The sequence below is a fragment of the Teichococcus aestuarii genome (assembly GCF_042651065.1).
Classification (GTDB): domain Bacteria; phylum Pseudomonadota; class Alphaproteobacteria; order Acetobacterales; family Acetobacteraceae; genus Pseudoroseomonas; species Pseudoroseomonas aestuarii.
Window position 1 is genome coordinate 74,615 of sequence record NZ_JBHSCH010000003.1, and the last position, 17,350, is coordinate 91,964.

At 73.3% G+C, this 17,350-nt stretch carries 14 protein-coding genes; 6 read left to right on the forward strand and 8 right to left on the reverse strand.

Annotation, left to right across the window (positions count from 1 at the left end):
* Positions 1–13: 13 nt before the first annotated feature.
* On the forward strand, positions 14–1,591 hold the full coding sequence (locus ACFOY6_RS02390) for an ABC transporter substrate-binding protein (RefSeq protein ID WP_109517693.1): 1,578 nt from the start codon (positions 14–16) through the stop codon (positions 1,589–1,591).
* 43 nt (positions 1,592–1,634) lie between these two features.
* Here the strand turns inward: ACFOY6_RS02390 and ACFOY6_RS02395 are convergent, their stop codons facing one another.
* Positions 1,635–2,831 carry a M20 aminoacylase family protein gene (locus ACFOY6_RS02395; RefSeq protein WP_379634028.1) on the reverse strand — a complete coding sequence of 399 codons (1,197 nt, stop codon included), beginning with the start codon at positions 2,829–2,831 and terminating at the stop codon, positions 1,635–1,637.
* Positions 2,832–3,005: 174 nt separating this feature from the next.
* On the opposite strand from ACFOY6_RS02395, the gene ACFOY6_RS02400 reads away from it, so the two are divergent.
* Positions 3,006–3,323 carry a hypothetical protein gene (locus ACFOY6_RS02400; protein WP_379634030.1) on the forward strand — a complete coding sequence of 106 codons (318 nt, stop codon included), beginning with the start codon at positions 3,006–3,008 and terminating at the stop codon, positions 3,321–3,323.
* Between the two features lie 40 nt (positions 3,324–3,363).
* On the opposite strand, the gene gltX is transcribed toward ACFOY6_RS02400, so the two are convergent.
* On the reverse strand, positions 3,364–4,758 hold the full coding sequence (gene gltX, locus ACFOY6_RS02405; RefSeq protein WP_379648712.1) for a glutamate--tRNA ligase: 1,395 nt from the start codon (positions 4,756–4,758) through the stop codon (positions 3,364–3,366).
* A gap of 79 nt (positions 4,759–4,837) precedes the next feature.
* On the opposite strand from gltX, the gene ACFOY6_RS02410 reads away from it, so the two are divergent.
* Entirely contained in the window at positions 4,838–7,015 is a 2,178-nt protein-coding gene (locus tag ACFOY6_RS02410) for a ComEC/Rec2 family competence protein (protein ID WP_379648714.1), read from the forward strand.
* A 7-nt stretch (positions 7,016–7,022) separates the two neighbouring features.
* Here the strand turns inward: ACFOY6_RS02410 and ACFOY6_RS02415 are convergent, their stop codons facing one another.
* Together ACFOY6_RS02415 and ACFOY6_RS02420 are read right to left on the reverse strand one after the other, a co-directional pair.
* Positions 7,023–7,757: a LexA family protein gene (locus tag ACFOY6_RS02415; protein ID WP_109517696.1), complete on the reverse strand. Its 735-nt coding sequence runs from the start codon at positions 7,755–7,757 to the stop codon at positions 7,023–7,025.
* A 307-nt stretch (positions 7,758–8,064) separates the two neighbouring features.
* Positions 8,065–8,838 carry a FadR/GntR family transcriptional regulator gene (locus tag ACFOY6_RS02420; protein ID WP_109517761.1) on the reverse strand — a complete coding sequence of 258 codons (774 nt, stop codon included), beginning with the start codon at positions 8,836–8,838 and terminating at the stop codon, positions 8,065–8,067.
* Between the two features lie 204 nt (positions 8,839–9,042).
* Between ACFOY6_RS02420 and ACFOY6_RS02425 the strand changes: the two genes are divergently transcribed.
* Both ACFOY6_RS02425 and ACFOY6_RS02430 read left to right on the forward strand, forming a co-directional pair.
* Positions 9,043–10,245, forward strand: a complete 1,203-nt coding sequence (locus ACFOY6_RS02425) for an amidohydrolase (RefSeq protein ID WP_379648717.1) — start codon at positions 9,043–9,045, stop codon at positions 10,243–10,245.
* The gene (locus ACFOY6_RS02430; protein ID WP_379648719.1) at positions 10,242–11,183 is read left to right on the forward strand and encodes a nucleoside hydrolase; all 942 of its coding nucleotides are present in this window, start codon (positions 10,242–10,244) and stop codon (positions 11,181–11,183) included. The genes ACFOY6_RS02425 and ACFOY6_RS02430 overlap by 4 nt, the downstream gene beginning before the upstream one ends.
* A 21-nt stretch (positions 11,184–11,204) precedes the next feature.
* Here the strand turns inward: ACFOY6_RS02430 and ACFOY6_RS02435 are convergent, their stop codons facing one another.
* The 3 genes from ACFOY6_RS02435 to ACFOY6_RS02445 are packed head-to-tail and all read right to left on the reverse strand — an operon-like array spanning position 11,205 to position 15,536.
* Positions 11,205–14,141, reverse strand: coding sequence for an ATP-binding protein (locus tag ACFOY6_RS02435; protein WP_379648721.1), 2,937 nt, complete (start codon positions 14,139–14,141; stop codon positions 11,205–11,207).
* A 1-nt stretch (position 14,142) separates the two neighbouring features.
* Complete coding sequence (locus ACFOY6_RS02440) at positions 14,143–15,240, reverse strand: TRAP transporter substrate-binding protein (protein WP_379648723.1); 1,098 nt, start codon at positions 15,238–15,240, stop codon at positions 14,143–14,145.
* A 23-nt stretch (positions 15,241–15,263) separates the two neighbouring features.
* Positions 15,264–15,536 (reverse strand): hypothetical protein, encoded by a 273-nt coding sequence (locus tag ACFOY6_RS02445; protein ID WP_109517699.1) that lies wholly within the window; start codon positions 15,534–15,536, stop codon positions 15,264–15,266.
* 87 nt (positions 15,537–15,623) lie between these two features.
* Between ACFOY6_RS02445 and ACFOY6_RS02450 the strand changes: the two genes are divergently transcribed.
* The gene (locus ACFOY6_RS02450; protein WP_379648725.1) at positions 15,624–16,403 is read left to right on the forward strand and encodes a glycerophosphodiester phosphodiesterase; all 780 of its coding nucleotides are present in this window, start codon (positions 15,624–15,626) and stop codon (positions 16,401–16,403) included.
* A gap of 90 nt (positions 16,404–16,493) precedes the next feature.
* On the opposite strand, the gene mepA is transcribed toward ACFOY6_RS02450, so the two are convergent.
* Positions 16,494–17,336 carry a penicillin-insensitive murein endopeptidase gene (gene mepA, locus ACFOY6_RS02455; protein WP_379648727.1) on the reverse strand — a complete coding sequence of 281 codons (843 nt, stop codon included), beginning with the start codon at positions 17,334–17,336 and terminating at the stop codon, positions 16,494–16,496.
* Positions 17,337–17,350 lie beyond the last annotated feature (14 nt).

Consider the following 17,350-nt stretch of genomic DNA (forward strand, 5'->3'; position numbering starts at 1 on the left):
GGGAGCTTTCACGATGCGACGCACCGAACGGGCCGCCGCCGCCCTCCTCGTCTCCCTCGGCCTCGGCGCCGCCGCCATGCCGGCCGGGGCGCAGACCCTGCGCCTGGCGGTGGCCGCGCCCGCCACCTCCTTCGACCCGCACTACCACACGCTGACGCCGAACGCCGCGCTGGCCGACCATGTGTTCGAGAGCCTGATCGACCGTACGCCGGACAGCCGCCCCGTGCCGGGCCTGGCCGAGAGCTGGAAGGCGATCGACGACCTCACCTGGGAGCTGAAGCTGCGCCGCGGCGTGACCTGGCACAATGGCGAGCCCTTCACCGCCGAGGATGTGGTGAACACCCTCGCCCGCGTGCCGAAGGTGGCGAACAGCCCCGGCTCCTACGCCATCTACACCCGCAGCATCACGCGCGTGGAGGTGGTGGACCCGCACACGGTGCGGCTGCACACCGATAAGGTGCACCCGCTGCTGCCCACCGACCTGACGCAGGTGGCGGTGATCTGGCGCGGCCTGGGCGACGAGGTCTCCACCTCCGACTTCAACGGCGGCAAGGCCGCCATGGGCACCGGCCCCTATCGGCTGGAGCGCTACGACCACGGCACCCGCGCCATGTTCGTGCGCAACGATGCCTACTGGGGCGGCCGCCCCACCTGGGAGCGGGTGGACTACCGCATGATCCCGAGCAACGGCGCGCGCGTCGCCGCGCTGCGTGCCGGCGACGTGGACATGATCGACAGCGTGCCGACGCAGGATGTCGCCGGGCTGGAGAAGGAGAGCGGCCTCCACATCTCCCGCGCCAACAGCCTGCGCAGCATCCTGATGCGCTACGACATGCGCGAGCAGACGCCCTATGTCACGGGACCGAACGGCGAGAAGCTGGAGAAGAACCCCTTCCTCGACCGCCGCGTGCGCGAGGCGCTGTCCATCGCCATCAACCGCAAGGGCATCGCCGACCGGGTGATGTCGGGCGCCGCCAACCCGACGGGGCAGATGATGCCGGAAGGCACCTTCGGCTACGCCCCGGACGTGGCGCCGCCGCCCTACGACCCCGCCCGCGCGAAGCGGCTGCTGGCCGAGGCGGGCTTCCCGGACGGGTTGCAGATCACGCTGCTGGCGCCCAACAACCGCTACGTGAACGACTCCATCATCGCGCAGACCATCGGCCAGATGTGGGCGCGCATCGGCGTCAAGCCGGTGGTGGACACCATGCCCTCCTCCGTCTTCTTCTCCCGCACGGCGCAGCAGGACAATTCGATCGCGCTCAGCGGCTGGGCCAATTCGGTGGGCGAGCCCTCGGCCGGCATGCGCGGCCAGTTCGCCACGCGCGACCGCAGCAAGGGCTGGGGCTCGGTCAACCACACGCTCTATTCGAACAAGGAATTCGACGCGCTGCTGACCCGGGCGCTGGAGACGGTGGACGACGAGAAGCGCGAGGCGCTGTTCCAGCAGATGTCCAAGCTGATCGCGGAGGACTTCGCCTATATCCCGCTGCACCACCAGGTGAATTTGTGGGCGCTGCGCGACACGCTGCAGCACACGCCGCGCGCCGACGAGATGACGCGCGCCATGGACGTGAAGCCGCGCGGCTGACGCTTCCGGCGGGGCCGGGCTTTGCGCCCGGCCCCGCCTTCTTTCAGCTCTTCCGGCCGCCCAGCTCCTGCTGCACCAGGCTGACCCAGTAGCCGGCGCCGTAGGGGATGGCGTCGTCGTTGAAGTCGTAGGTCGGTGTGTGCAGCCCCTCGGCGGTGGCACCGCCGGCGCCCTGGCCCATGAAGATGAAGGCGCCGGGCTTCCGCTCCAGCATGTAGGCGAAATCCTCGCCCCCCGTGACGGGCGGCGCGTCGTCCTGCACCATGCCGGCGCCCACCAGGCTGGCGGCGGCACTGGCGGCCAGCGCCGTCTGCTCGGCATGGTTCACCAGCGGCGTGCCGTTGCGGCGGTACTCCACCTCGGCCGTGCAGCCGAAGCTGGCGGCGAGGCCCTGCGCCAGCTCGGTCATGCGGCGCTCCATCGTTTCCCGCACGGCGGGGGTGAAGGAGCGCGCCGTGCCGCCGACGCGGATCTCGGCCGGCATCACGTTGGTGGAGCCGAAGGAGCCGCCGGCGATGGCGCCGACGCTGATGACGGCGGAATCGACCGCCGCCACGTTGCGGCTCACCACCGTCTGCAGCGCCATGATGAACTGCGCCTGCAGCACCGTCACGTCGGTCGAGAGATGCGCCGCCGCGCCGCCATGCCCGCCCGTGCCGCGGAAGGTGACCACCCAGCGGTCCGGCGCCGCCATGAAGGGGCCGGGGCGGATGCCGAACTGCCCGAGCGGCATTTCCGGCATGTTGTGCAGCCCATAGACGGCATCGACGGGGAAGCGCTCGAACAGCCCGTCCGCCAGCATCGCCTTGGCGCCGCCGCGGCCTTCCTCGGCCGGCTGGAAGATGAACTGCACGGTGCCGCCGAAGTCGCGGTTCTCGGACAGGTACTTCGCCGCGCCCAGCAGCATGGTGGTGTGGCCATCATGCCCGCAGGCATGCATCAGCCCCTCGTTCACCGAGGCGTAGGGCTTGCCGGTGGCCTCGTGGATCATTAGCGCATCCATGTCGGCGCGCAGGCCGATGGCGTGCTGGCCGGGCAGGCGCCCCTTCAGCGTGCCCACCACGCCGTGGCGGCCGACCTGCTCGGTGACCTCGAGGCCCCAGCCCCGGAGCTTCTCCGCCACCAGCGCCGCGGTCCGCTTCTCCTCCATGCCGATCTCGGGATTGGCGTGGATGTCCTGGCGGATGGCGGCCAGCTCGGGCTGCATGGCCCGCAGGCGGTTCAGAAGGCTTTCGTTCACGTCGGTCCTACTCCCGGTTGCCCGGCGCGCGGCGGCGGGAACGCCGTCCACACCTGTCGAAAGCGGCTACATGAACCCGCGCGGCGCCGAGGGAAAGGGCCGGTGCGACAGGAAATGCCTGTCGCGCCACCGCATTCCGGCGCATGAACGCCCACGGAACAGGAGCATGCACCGATGATGGACAAGGACGCGCTGACGGCTTGGTCGCTGAAGAATGGCTGGGAGATGATCGGCGGCCATCCGAGCCTGGCCAAGCCGAGCGCGCCGAAGGAGGCGATCGTGCGGCTGGTGTTCAAGGCGACGGTGGTCAACCTCGAGGTCAAGAAGCCGGCGGGGAAGTGGGAGAAGGTGGGCGGCGACAGCTACGCCAAAGTGGCCGCGCCCGAGGAGCCGGACGGGCTGCCCACCGGCCTCGGCTTCGAGAAGGTGCCCAGCATCACCAAGCTGATGCAGGACAGCCGGGACCGGAAGGTGTTCGCCGCCTTCGGGTGAGGCGGGCAGGGCCGGGCGGCGCGCCGCCCGGCCCGCCGGTTCAGGCGCCGGCGGCGGCGCGCATCCGCGCCAGCGCTTCCTCGCGCCCCAGCGCGAACAGCACCGCGTCGATCGGCGGCGACTGCGTGCTGCCGGTCAGCGCCGCGCGCAGCGGCTGCGCCACGGCGCCGAGCTTCATCTCCTTCACCTCGGCATAGTCGCGCAGCCACTTGTCGAGATCGGCACGCTCCCAGGGCGCCTCGGAGAGGAACTCGGCGAGGTCGAGCAGCCGCGCCTTGGCCTCGTTGTTCAGCTGCGCCTGCGCCTTCGGCTCGAAGGTGAGCGGGATGCTGGCGATGGCGAAGCCGCACATGGCGGCCGCCTCCACCAGCGTGCGGGCGCGCGGCTGGATGTCCGGCATCAGCGCGCGGATGGTGGTGGCGGCACCGCGCGGCAGCGGGCCGTTGCGGCGCAGGATCTCCAGCACCTCGCCCGTTACCGCGTCCGCGTCCTTCTGGCGCAGGTACTGCGCGTTCAGGTGGGTGAGCTTGGCGTAGTCCATCCGGCTGGCGGCGCGGCCGACGCCGTCCAGGTCGAACAGTTCGATGGCGCGGTCGCGCGGCACGAACTCCTCGTCGCCATGGCCCCAGCCGAGGCGGAGGAGGTAGTTGCACACCGCCTCCGGCAGGAAGCCCTGGTCGCGGAACTCCAGCGCGCCCACCGCGCCGTGGCGCTTGGAAAGCTTGGCGCCGTCCGCGCCGTGGATCAGCGGGATGTGGGCGAAGCGCGGCCGGTGCCAGCCCATCGCGTCATAGACCATCACCTGGCGGAAGGTGTTGGTCAGGTGGTCGTCGCCGCGGATGACATGGGTGATGGCCATGTCGTGGTCGTCCACCACCACGGCGTGCAGGTAGGTGGGCGTGCCGTCCGAGCGCAGGATGATCATGTCGTCCAGCTCGGTGTTCTGCACCCGCACCTCGCCCTGGACGAGGTCGTGGATCACCGTCTCGCCCTCGCGCGGGGCCTTAATGCGGATGACGGGCTTCACGCCCGCCGGCGCCTCGGCCGGGTCGCGGTCGCGCCAGCGGCCATCGTAGCGCGGCGGGCGGCCTTCCTTCATGGCCGTCTCGCGCATCTCCGCCAGCTCCTCCGGCGTGCAGAAGCACTGGTAGGCCTTGCCTTCGGCCAGCAGCTGGCGGGCCACCTCGGCGTGGCGGGCTTCCTGCGCGGTCTGCATCACCGGCGGCTCGTCCGGGCTGAGGCCGAGCCATTCCAGGCTGTCCAGGATCTGCTGCACCGCTTCCGGCGTGGAGCGGGCGCGGTCGGTGTCCTCGATGCGCAGCAGGTACTGCCCGCCATGGTGGCGCGCGAAGAGGAAGTTGAAGAGGGCGGTGCGCGCCCCCCCGATGTGCAGATACCCGGTCGGGGAGGGGGCGAAACGGGTGCGTACGGTCATTGCTCGGCCAATTCCTTCGAGCCAATGCTTCTACCACCGCAGGGCGCTGCTGTAGAGTGCGCGCAATGGTTGATAAACCGTGACCGTCTTGATCGCCTCCATGCCGGTGCTGCGCGGCTTTGCCGCCTCCTGGCGTCGGGGAGCCTTGCTGGCGGCCCGTCTCGAGGCCCTGCTGGCGCCGGAATGGCAGCGCCTGCCGCTGTGGCTGCCGGTGGCGCTGGGCGCCGGGGTGCTGGCCTATTTCGCCGGGCGGACGGAGCCGGGGCGGGGCTGGCTCTGGCTGCCCTGGCCGCTGCTGCTGCTGGCGGTGCTGCTGGGCTGGCGCGGCCGGCGGATGGCGGCCTGGCCGGTGGCGCTGGCGGGCATGGCGGCGCTGGGCTTCGCGCTGCCGCTCTGGCATGCCGGGCGCCTGCCGCCGCCGCTGGAACTGCCTTCCCGCGCCGTCATCCTGGAAGGCCAGGTGGATGCCGTGGAGGCCCTGCCGCAGGGCCTGCGCGTGACCCTGGCGGCGCCGCGCCTGGATGGTGCCGAGCCCTTGCCGCGCTGGCTGCGCGTGCGGCTGCGGGCGAATGATCCGCTGCGCCCCATCCCCGGCGACCGCATCCGCCTGCGCGCGCTGCTGCGTGCGCCCTCCGCCCCCGCCTATCCCGGCGCCTGGGATTTCCAGCGGGAGGCCTTCTTCAAGGGGCAGGGCGGCTCCGGCTTCGCCCTCGGCCCGGCCGAAAGGCTGGCGGAATCCGGGGCGCCGCAGCCTTTCGCCGCGCTGCGCGCCGGCATCGAGCAGCGGGTGATGGCGGCGCTGTCGGGCGGGGCCGGGGCCATTTCCGCCGCGCTGCTGACCGGTGGGCAGAGCGCCATCCCCCCCGCCGACATCGTGGCGATGCGCGATTCCGGGCTGGCGCACCTGCTCTCCGTCTCGGGCCTGCACATCGCCATCGTCATGGGGCTCGGCTTTGGCGTGCTGCGCTTCGGCGTGGCGCTGTGGCCCTGGCTGGCGCTGCGGGTGGAGGGCACGCGCCTTGCCGCCCCCGGCAGCCTAGCGCTCGGTGGCGCCTACCTGCTGCTGACCGGGGCGCAGGTGCCGATGCAGCGCAGCTTCGCCATGGCCGCGCTGGTGACGCTGGGCCTGCTGGTGGGCCGGCGGGCGCTCTCGCTGCGGGCGCTGGCGGTGGCGGTGGCGGTGGTGCTGGCCTTCAACCCGGCCTCGCTGCTCGGCCCCTCCTTCCAGATGAGCTTCGCCGCCGTGCTGGTGCTGATCGCCGGGGCTGAGGCGATGGCGCCCTGGCTGGCGCGCCTGCGTGCCGCGCCCGGCTGGTGGCGGCGGCCGGCGGTGCTGCTGCTGGGCATGCTGGCCACCTCGCTGCTGGCCGGCATCGCCACCAGCCCCTATGGCCTGCACCATTTCGGCCGGCTGCAGCTCTATGGCGTGGTGGCCAACATGGTGGCGGTGCCGCTCACTTCCTTCCTGGTGATGCCGGCGGGGCTGGTGGCGCTGGTGCTGATGCCGCTGGGCCTGGAAGCCTGGGCACTGGCGCCGATGGGCTGGGGGGTGGAGGCGGTGCTGCTGGTGGCGCGCGGCGTGGCCGCCTGGCCCGGCGCCGCGCTCCAGGCCACGCCGATGCCGGGCTGGGGGCTGCTGCTGGCCTCGGCAGCGCTGGTATGGCTGTGCCTGTGGCGCGCGCGCTGGCGGCTGCTGGGCCTGCCCATGCTGGTGGCCGGGCTGGCCAGCGGCGCCTTCGTCACGCCGCCGGACCTGCTGGTCTCGGCCGACGCGAAGCTGATCGCGCTGCGGACCCCGGCGGGGGTGGTGGTGCAGAAGGCCAGCGGCGGCTCGACCTTCGTGCGGGATGCCTGGCTGCGCGGCTGGGGGGAGGATGAGGCGGACACCCTGCGCGATGGCGAGGCCGCCCCCCCCGGGCTGGACTGCACGCCGCAAGCCTGCCGCTTCCAGCCATATCCGGAGGGGCCCGTGGCCCTGCTGCTGCGCGCGCCGAAGCCGCGCCGGAACGAGACGGCGCCGCCGCTGCTGGCAGCGCCGCATTGCGCCACGGGCGCCGCGCTGCTGGTGGCGGCGGAGCCGATCCGCGGCCGCTGCCCGGGCACGCCCTGGGTGGACCGCTTCAGCGTCTGGCGGGATGGGCCGCATGCCGTCTGGCTGCGGCCGGGCGAGGCGCCGCGGGTGGTCTCGGACCGCGCCTGGCGGGGGGCGCGGCCCTGGGTGCCGCCGCCGCCCCGTCCGCGCGCAGCCGCGCCGTAGCGCCGCCTCAGTAGCGGCGCAGCAGCCCCACCAGCCGGCCCTGCACCTTCACCCGGTCCGGCCCGAAGATGCGGGTTTCGTAGCGCGGGTTGGCGGCCTCCAGCGCGATGGAGTTGTTGCGGCGGCGCAGGCGCTTCAGCGTCACCTCCGCGTCGTCCACCAGCGCCACCACCACGTCGCCGCTGTCGGCGGTATCGCCCCGGCGGATGATCACCGTGTCGCCATCCAGGATGCCGGCCTCGATCATCGAATCGCCGGACACCTCCAGCGCATAGTGCTCGCCGCTGCCCAGCAGCCCGGCCGGCACGCCGACATTGGTGCCCTGGTCGCGCAGCGCCTCGATCGGCTGGCCGGCGGCGATGCGGCCATAGAGCGGCAGGCTCACCGCCGCCGCCTCGTTCGCGCCCTTGGCCACGCCGGCCAGGTTGGAGGCGAAATTGCCGCGGATGACATTGGCCGCGAAGCCCGGCCGGGGCGGCGCGGCCTCCTCCGGCTGGAGGATGGGCGGCAGGGGGGCGGGCGCCACGCCTTCCGGCAGGCGAATCACCTCCAGCGCGCGGGCCCGGTGCGCGCGGCGGCGCAGGAAGCCGCGCTCCTCCAGCGCCGTGATCAGGCGGTGGATGCCGGATTTGGAGCGCAGCTTCAGCGCGTCCTTCATCTCCTCGAAGGAGGGCGAGAAGCCGGTGCTGCGCAGGTGCCGGTCGATGAACATCAGCAACTCGTGTTGCTTGCGCGTCAGCATTGGAGGGCTCCCTGCAGCCAGAACAGTGTCGCGAACAAAGCGGCAACCATTCGGGTGTTCTACGAAGGTTCCAATACGTTGGTCAACAAGCGAATGCCGTATTTTCCGCCACTTGGTTCCGATGGCTGAGGTGCAGGTTGGCGTGGCGGCACTGACGTCGGCGTGGCGGAGCCGGGCGGAGGCGGGGCAGGAAGTGTTCTTCTTCCTGAAGTCCTTCCCGGATCTTCCGCAGCGGTCTCAGAAAGGCCGCCTTTCGCGTTGTTCCTCAAGCTTTCCTGCCCGCATGCTGCTGACGGGGCGCATGCCCTCAGCCACGTTCGGACAAGGCGAGCTGTCCCGCCAGGCGGGCGTAGCGGTCGCGGCTTGCCGTCAGGTGGCGGCGCATGGCGGAACGCGCGGCAGCCGCCTGGCCGGCGGCGATGGCGGCGGCGATTCGCGCATGCTCCTCCCGCACCCGCACCAGATAGGCGGTGCGCGCCGAGGGCTCCTCCATATAGGGCCGCACCGTCTGGCGCGGGATCAGCATCGGCCCCAGGAACTCCAGGAAGCGCGGGAAGAAGCTGTTGCCCGTGGCGGCGAAGATGGCGCGGTGGAACTCCAGATCCTGCGTCACCGCGCTCTCGCCCGCATCCACCGCCCGGTCGAACACGGCGGCGGCCTGGGTAATGCGCTCCAGCGCCGCCGGATCGCGCCTCTCGGCCGCCAGCCCGGCCGCCTCGGTCTCAATGGCGATACGCAGTTCAATGACTTGCAGCACGTCGTTGAGAGAGCGCATCTCGCCCGGATCGATGCGGACCTGGCCGCGCGCCGCCGGGTCAGCCACGAAGGCGCCGACGCCCTGGCGCGTCAGGACCAGCCCCTCGGCGCGCAGCGCGGCCACGGCCTCGCGCACCACGGTGCGGGAGACGCCGGCCTGCCGCATCAGCGCCTGTTCGGTGGGGAGGCGGTCGCCGGGGCGCAGCCGCCCGGCCCGGATCTCGGCGGCCAGCCGGCGGACGAGCTCCGCCGTCAGGTTGGCCGGCGGCGAGAGCGGTGCCAGCTCGATCCCAGGCGTGGCTTCAGCCTCGCTGCGTCCGTCCATGATGATGGCCTCCTCCTCCGGCCGTTCCGGCCAGGACGTCATCTTATCATATGAGAGAGTCGGCGGCGAGGGCACCCCATCGGCCGAAACCGCTTGCTTGCCGCATTCCCCTCTCCGGAGCAATGCCGGGGGGGGCGGTGTGGCCGGGCGCGGCGGCCGGTGGCATGGTGGCCGGCCCATTCCGCCGCAGCCCGCAGGAGCCGCATGCCCACGCCCGAGGACCTCGCCCCGCTCGCCCCCGCCATGACCGCCTGGCGCCGCGACCTGCACGCCCATCCGGAGCTGGGCTTCGAGGAGCACCGCACCGCCGCCTTCGTCGCCGCCGAGCTGCGCGCCGCCGGCATCGAGACGGCGGAAGGGCTGGCCGGCACCGGCGTGGTCGGCACGCTGCGTGGCCAGGGTGGCGGCGCGGAGGGCGGCAGGGGCGGCAACCGCGCCATCGCGCTGCGGGCCGACATGGACGCGCTGGCCATGACCGAGGCCACCGGGGCGCCCTACGCATCCACCGTGCCCGGCCGCATGCACGCCTGCGGCCATGACGGCCATACCGCCATGCTGCTCGGCGCCGCGAAGTGGCTGGCGGCCAACCGGCACCGCTTCGCCGGCACGGTGCACCTGGTGTTCCAGCCGGCCGAGGAATCGCGGGGCGGCGGCCAGCGCATGGTGGCGGAGGGGCTGTTCACGCGCTTCCCGGCCGACGCGGTCTATGCGCTGCACAACCTGCCGGGCCTGCCACTCGGCCATGTCGCCGTGCCGAAGGGGCCGGTGCTGGCCTCCTCCGACACCTGGGAGGCCGTGTTCCGTGGCCGTGGCACCCACGGCGCCAAGCCGCATCTGGGCACCGACGCCACGCTGGCGGCGGCGCAGTTCGTCGCCGCCCTGCATTCCATCGTGGCGCGCGAGCTGGACCCGATGGGGGTGGGGGTGGTCAGCGTCGGCCACATGGCGGCGGGCCATCCGGAGGCGCCGAACGTCATCCCGGCCGAGGTGCGCCTGCGCGGCACTGCCCGCGCCCTCACTGCCGCCAACCGCGAGCTGCTGGAGCGCCGCATCGGCGGCATCGCGCGCGGCATGGCGGCCACGCACGGGGTGGCGGTGGCGTATGCCTACACCCGCCGCCTGGGCCCGACGGTGAACCATCCGGCGCAGGCGGCGCTGATGCACCACGCCGCCATCGCCACGGTGGGCGCGGCCGCCGCGCTGGACGACTACCCCGCCATCACCGCCGGCGAGGATTTCTCCGCCATGCTGGAGGTCCGGCCCGGCGCCTATGCCTGGCTCGGCACCGGCGCGCCCGCCCACCCCGAGGGCTACCACCACAACCCGCATTTCGACTTCAACGACGATGCCCTGGCCGCCGGTGCCGCCTTCCTGGCCAGCATCGTCGAGACGGAGCTGCCCGCATGACCGCCGCACCGCGCACCATCCTGCTGGATTGTGACCCCGGCACGGATGACGCCATCGCGCTCTGGCTGGCGCTTGCGTCGCCGGAAATCGACCTGCGGCTCGTCACCGTGGCGGGCGGCAATGTGGGGCTGGAGAAGACCCTGCCCAACGCCCGCGCCGTGCTGGGGCTGGCCGGTGCGCGGGGAAGCGCCGTGCCGGTGGTGGGCGGCGCCGACCGCCCCCTGGTCGGCGCCTTCCGCTCGGAGACCCAGGTGCATGGCGAGGACGGGCTGGGCGGCGTGGTGCTGCCCGAGGGGCCGGCCGCCGCCCCCGGCCTCGCCGCCGACGTGCTGCGCGAGAGGCTGCGCGCGGCGCCGCCGGAGAGCGTCACGCTGGTGGGGCTGGGGCCGGCCACCAACCTGGCGCTGGCCCTGGCCACCGAGCCGGCGCTGGCCGGGCGGGTGGCGGAGATCGTGCTGATGACCGGCGCGGTGGGCGAGGGGAACTGGACCCCCGCCGCCGAGTTCAACGCCGCCATGGACCCCGAGGCGCTGGCCATGCTGCTCGGCTGCGGCCGGCCCGTCACGCTGGCCACGCTGGACCTCACCGCCCAGGCGCTGGTGACGCCGGCGCGCGCCGCCGCGCTGCGCGCCTGCGGCGGCGGCCGCTGCCTGCGGGCGGCGGCCGACATCCTCGCCGCCCTGCCGCCCTCCCGCCGGTTCGACGGGCGCGGCGCGCCGCTGCACGACCCCTGCGCCGTGGCCTGGCTGGTGGCGCCGGCGCTGTTCACGCACCGCCCCGTCTCCGCCGCCGTGGTGCTGGAAGGGCCGGACCGTGGCCGCACCCGCATCGACCGCTGGCAGCGCGGCCCGGCCCCGCCCAATGCCCGGCTGCTGGAGCGGCTGGACGCCGACGCCTTCTTCGCCCTGCTCGGGGAGCGCCTGGCCACCCTGGGCTGAACGCCGCCGCCGGCGGAGGGCTCAGCCCTCCGCGGCGGGCTCGACCATGGGGTGGCCGAATTGCTGGGTCACCCAGCCGCGCAGCGCCGGCACCGTGGCGTCCAGCGTGGCCTGCACCCGGGCCAGCGGCTCGTTGAGGGAACCGGACTGCGCCACGGTGCGCTGCAGATCCTCCAGCGCCCGCGACAGGCGCCGCGCCCCGATGGTGCGGGCAACGCCCAGCAGGCGGTGCGCGGTGGGGCGGATCTCGCTCACGTCCAGCGTATGCAGCAGCGTCGCCACGCTTTCCTGGCCGCGCCCCAGCTCGGCCACGAACTCCCACAGCACGGCGCTCGCCGCCGGGCCGAGATCCGCGGCCAGTGCGGCGCAGGCGGAGGTGTCGACCAGCACGGCCTGCTCCAGCGCCCCGTCCGACTGCGGCGTGGCGCCGGGGCGGGTGCGCCGGTCGTCGGCGTATTGCTGCACCAGGCGCAGCAGCGTCTCGCGGTCGATCGGCTTGGCCAGATGGCCATCCATGCCGGCGGCGCGGCAGGCCTCCACCTGCTCCGGCATGGCCGAGGCGGTGACGGCGATCACCGGCACGCGGCCGCGCGGCGGCGGCAGGGCGCGGATGCGGCGGGTGGCCTCCAGCCCGTCCATCACCGGCATCTGCAGGTCCATCAGCACTAGGTCGAACTCGCCCTGCTGCACGGCCGACAGCGCCACCGCGCCATCCTCGACGCAGGTGACGTGGTGCCCGGCACTGGTGAGCATGGCGCGGGCCACCAGCCGGTTGGCCGGCACGTCGTCCGCCACCAGCACCTGCAGCGGCATCCGGCTGGCGGTGTCGGACTCGGCCGGCGCCGGCCCGGCATTGCCGGGCGGAGAGTGGGCGGGCGCGGGCAGGGCGGTGGGCAGCGGCAACTCCACCCAGAAGGTGGCGCCCTGGCCCGGCGGGCTGTCGCAGCCGATGCGGCCGCCCATCAGCTCCGCCAGCTGCGCCGCGATCGCCAGCCCCAGCCCGGTGCCGACGCCGCCTTCCGGCGTCTGCGCGCCGGGGCTGGCGAGTTGCACGAAATCGCGGAACAGCAGGTGCTGCTGCTCGGGCGGCACGCCGGGGCCGGTATCCTCCACCTCGAGGCGGATGCCGTCCGCGCCGGGGAGGGACCGCGCCCGCAGCGTCACCCGGCCGCCGGAGGGCGTGAACTTCACCGCGTTGGAAAGCAGGTTCAGGATCAGCTGGCGCAGCCGCATGGCGTCCACCAGCACGCTGGCGGGCGTGCCCGGCGCCAGCTCCAGCGCGAAGCGCAGCGATTTCCGCTGCACCTCCGGCGTCAGCAGCGCCGCGCTGCGCTCCAGCAGCGGCATCAGCTCGGTGGGGGCGGGGTGCAGCTCCAGCCGGCCGGCGGCGATCTTGGAAAGGTCGAGCAGCCCGTTCACCAGCTCCAGCAGGTGGCGCGCGGCCTCGTGCAGGGTGCGCAGCTGGTCGCGCTGGTCGGCGGCCAGGCGCGGGTCGTTCAGCAGCACCTGGGCGAAGCCCAGGATGCCGTTCAGCGGCGTGCGCAGCTCATGGCTCATCCGCGCCAGGAACTGGCTCTTGGCCTCGCCGGCGGCGGCGGCGGCGTCGCGCGCGGTGGCCAGCTCCTCCATCGCCTGCTTCAGCTCGGTGATGTCGGTGCGGATGCCCACCGTGCCGCCGCCCGGCGTCGCCCGCTCGGTGATCAGCACCCAGCGCCCGTCGGGCAGCAGCCGCTCCATCGGCGGGTTGTTGCCGCGGTGCCAGCGCCGCATCTCGGCCAGGAAGGCCTGCAGGTCGTCGCCCGCCTGCGGGTACTGGCCGCGCAGGAAGCCCTCCCGCATGATGTCCTCGAAATGCGCGCCGGGCTCGATGAAGGGCGCGCTGACGCGGTAGAAATCCTTGTAGCGCGCATTGCAGGCGATGAGCCGGTCGTTCGCGTCCCACATGACGAAGCCGTCCGTCATGGAGTCCAGCGCATTCTCCAGCGTGGCGCGCCAGCGGATGCGCTCGGCCTCCACCTTCTCGCGCTGCCGCATCGCCATCGCCAGCGCGCCCCCCAGCGCCGCCACCAGGGCGGCGAAGCCGAGGGAGATCACCATCGCGCGGAAGCGTTCCTTCTCCCACTCGGCCAGGGCGGCGGAGAGCTTCATGCTCGCCGAGAGCGACAGGGCAGGGTAGAGCAGCGGCCGCACCGCCGAGATGACGCGCCCATTTTCGAAGCGGCTGTTCATCTCGGTGGCCGCGGTGCCGGTGGCTTCCTGCAGCCTCTGCGCCGCGCCAGGGCTGAGCCGCGTGCCGATGCGCGTCTCATCATGCGGCAGGCTGGCCAGCAGCGTGCCGTCGTCGCGCTCCAGCGTGATGCGCAGCCCCGCCCCTTCGCCGCCCACCGCCAGCAGCGTGCCGAGCACCGGCACCGGCATCTCCGCCACGGCCAGCAGCAGCCCATGGCCCGGCAGCGCGACCCGGCGCGCCATGAAGAGCGACCACTCCCCGGTGGCGGGGTTGCGGAACGGCCCGCCGATCAGCACGGCGCCCGGGCGCGGCGCGCTTTCGAAGAAGCTCTTGTCCAGCGCCAGCGGCAGCGGGCGGCGGCGCGAGACGGCGAGGCCGGTGGCCAGCGGCACCCCGTCCGGCCGCACCAGCAGGATGTCGCGGAAGGTGAAGTTCTGGTTGTTCAGCTCGCGCAGGATGCGGTCGAGCAGGGCGCTGTCCAGGCCGCCATTCGTGGCGAGCGGCGTGATGATGGCGGGCAGCCCCGCCAGCACCGCATCCACCTGCACGAAGTTGCGGTTCAGCGAGGCCTCGACGGCGCGCGCCACGCGCTGGACGGTGTCGCTGGCCACGCCGATGGCCGCCTCGCGGGAGCGGCCGATCAGCATGGCCGTGGCGAACCACTGCGCAAGCAGCAGGGCAACCGCGGCCAGCAGAATGGCCAGCCGGATCCGTCGGAATTGCAGCATGTCAGTCGGGCCGGGTCAGGATGCCCAGCGAGGGCCCCAGATAGGTATTCCAGGCACTGGAGCAGCTTTCGCCGCAGCGGTCGATCCAGCGGGGCAGCACCGTCTCGATCAGCAGCTGGCGGCGGCGCTGCTGGTCGGCCGGCGTCACCGGCACCACCGTCATGCGGCCGGGCCGCCCGGTGGTGCAGCCGGGCCGGCCGGCGCTGCAGTCGAGGCCCTCGCCCGTCTGCTGCGCGGCGGCGTCCCAGATGGAGGTCTCCAGCTCCGCCAGCCCCTGCCGGATGGTCTCCCGCAGATCGGCCGGCAGCGAGTCCCAGGTTGCCTTGTTGGCGCCGAACATCGAGACGCCCCAGGTCAGCGCCATGCTGTGCACATGGCTCGTCACCTCGTGCAGCCCGACGGTGTAGCCGGAGAGGGTGCCGGTGACGGCGCATTCCACGACGCCCGCCCGCAGCGCCGCCACGGTGTCAGCGAAGGGAATCACCACGGAGGTGGCGCCGAGCGCCTCGAACATCTCCGCCTGCCCCACCGAGGAGGTCCGCACCCGCCGCCCGGAGAGATCGCTGAGGCCGTTGAAGGGCCGCGTGCACCAGGTGACCTGCGCGGGGTAGGTGTAGATCGAGAGCAGCTCGACCCCGTAGCGCTCCTGCAGGATGTCGCGCAGGTGCGGGCGGTAGAGGCGCACCGTCTCGCGCAGCCGGCCGATATCCGGGTTGAGCGCCGGCAGGTCGACCGCGTTGAACTCCGGCTCCTCGCTGGAGACGACGGCGACGAGCGCGGTGCCGAAGGGAACGACGCCGAGCCGCATCAGCGGCAGCACCTCCTCGGCGCGGAAGCCGGCGCGGTCGAACGGTGTGATCTCGGCCGTGACGCGGCCCTTGGTCAGTTCCGTGACGCGGTGGCGCCAGAACGGCTCCTCGTACCGGGTGTACTGCGACACGCCGGCCAGGCCGCCCACCACCTTCAGGGTGATGGTCTCCTGCGGTTCGGCCGCCAACGGGGGCGTGCACAGGGCGGGCGTGCAGAGGGAAAGCGCCAGGCCCAGCGCGGCCATCGCGGGGCGGAACGAACGGCGGCGCGGGGCGCGGCGCGCGAGCATGGCCGGCCCGGCCGAGCGCGGCTTCAAGCCAGCCTGGTGCGCAGCCACTCGCCGGCCTCCGCTGAGAGGCCATCCCAGTTGGCGCTGGTGACCGGCGCGACGAGCAGGGCGCCATCCAGGCCCGCCCGGCGCATCGCACCCTTCAGATGCTCCACCAGGTAGCGCGCCGAAACCGCGCTTTCCACCAGGAGCGAGCCAGGAAGGGCGAGGTGCGACTCCGCCAGTTGCCATACGGCGTCCTCCAGCGCGAGGGCGCCATCGGGCGACTGATCGTGGGCAACCAACAGCAGGGGCATGTCACGACCTCCCGGAGAGCTTCAACCAATGATACAAGGCTGCACACCGTTGCGCCAGAAGCCATGCTGCGGCAGAGAAGCGTGGCCATGACCGAACCCGCCCCCCGAACGGCCGCTCCGGCCGGCGCCGGCACCGCCATCGTCAGCCATCGCGGCGGCGCCTTCCTCTGGCCCGAGAACAGCCTCGAAGCCTTCCGCAACACCCTCTCCCTGGCTGTGGAGCAGGCGGAGTGCGACGTGCACCTCTCGGCCGACGGCGTGCCGGTGGTGATCCACGACGCGACGCTGAACCGCACCACGGAGGGCGACGGCCCCGTGGCGGCGCGCCCGGCGGCGGATCTGGCCGCGACGCGGCTGCGCGGGGCCGGGGCGGGGGGTGCCCGCGTGCCGTTGCTGGCCGATGTGGCGGCGCTGTTCCGGGACCGTCCGATGCAACTCCAGGTGGAGCTGAAGACGGCTCCCGGCGTGGCGCCGGACCCGGCCCTGCTGCCCCGCACCCTCGCTGTTCTGGATGCCGCCGGCATCCGCCCGCAGAGCCGCATCATCGCCTTCGAGGCGACGCTGGCGGCGGCGGCGATGCAGGCTGGCGGGCTCGCGGGAGTCATCTGGCTGTTCGAGCCGGCCCTGCTGCGGCAGATCGGCGCCGAGGGCGTGACCGGCGTCGCCCGCGCCTACGGGTTCGACATGGTGGAGACGCATGTCGCCGCGCTCGATGACGGGCTGATGCGCAAGCTGCGCGCGGCCGGGCTGAAGGTGGGGGTGTGGGGCGCCAACCATGCCGCCAGCATCGAGCGCGCCCTGGCCCTGGGCGTGGATGCGATGGCCACGGATGATCCGGTGCTGGCCCTGCGCCTGCGCGGCTGCTGACAGGCTGCCGGCGACAAGGCTGCCGGCAAGGCCGCGGATCCTGCCGGGAGGCAGGATCAAAAAAGCACCACAAACCATTGATTGTAAAGCTTAAGGCGCAGCCAGGATGCCGGTGCAGGCGGCCGGCAGCGCGGGTGGCGGCGCCGGCTTGCCGGGGCGCGGCGCGGGCTGGCGGGCCTCGGGCGTGAACCACCAGGCCAGGCTGGAATCGCATCCGTCGCCGGGCGGCACCGGCGCCTGGGGCTGGCAGCCCGGCTGGCCTTCCGGGCAATGCAGCCGGATGTGGAAGTGTGAATCATGACCCCGCCAGGGCCGCACGCGGCGCAGCCAGGCGGCGCCCGGCATGGCCTCGCACAGCGCCTGCTTGATCGCCGGGTTGACGAAGATGCGGTCCACCGCCGGGTGCTCCGCGGCGAGGCGGATCAGCAGCGCATGCGCCGGCGTGAAGCGCGCGGGGTCCACGCGCATCCCGTCCTCCCGCACCACCGAGGGCACCTCGATCCGCTCGCGGGCGGCGGGGGGCAGGGCGGGCTTGGGCCGCAGGTCGAGCCAGATATCGGCGTCGAGCCCGATCTGGTGGCTGGCATGGCCCCAGGGCATGGGGCCGCCGCGCGGCTGGCCGAGATCGCCGACCCAGAAGGGCGGCAGCCCGGCGGCCTGGGCGCGTGCCCCCAGCCCGCGGAGATAGGCGATGAGGTCAGGGTGGCCCCAGAAGCGGTTGCGGGAGAGCCGCACCACCTGCCAGCCCGGCCCATCGGCCGGCAGCGCCACGGCGCCGGCGATGCAGCCCAGCCCGTAGCCGCCGGCGATGCGTGGCGGCCCGGCGGCGGGGCGGGAGGCTGCCGCCCAGTCCCGCGCCGCCTGCGCCGCCACACCGCCGGGGAGGGCGGCCGCCAGGAGGCACGCCAGCAGCGCCGGCCGCACGCGCCGCATGGCCGCGCCGGCGC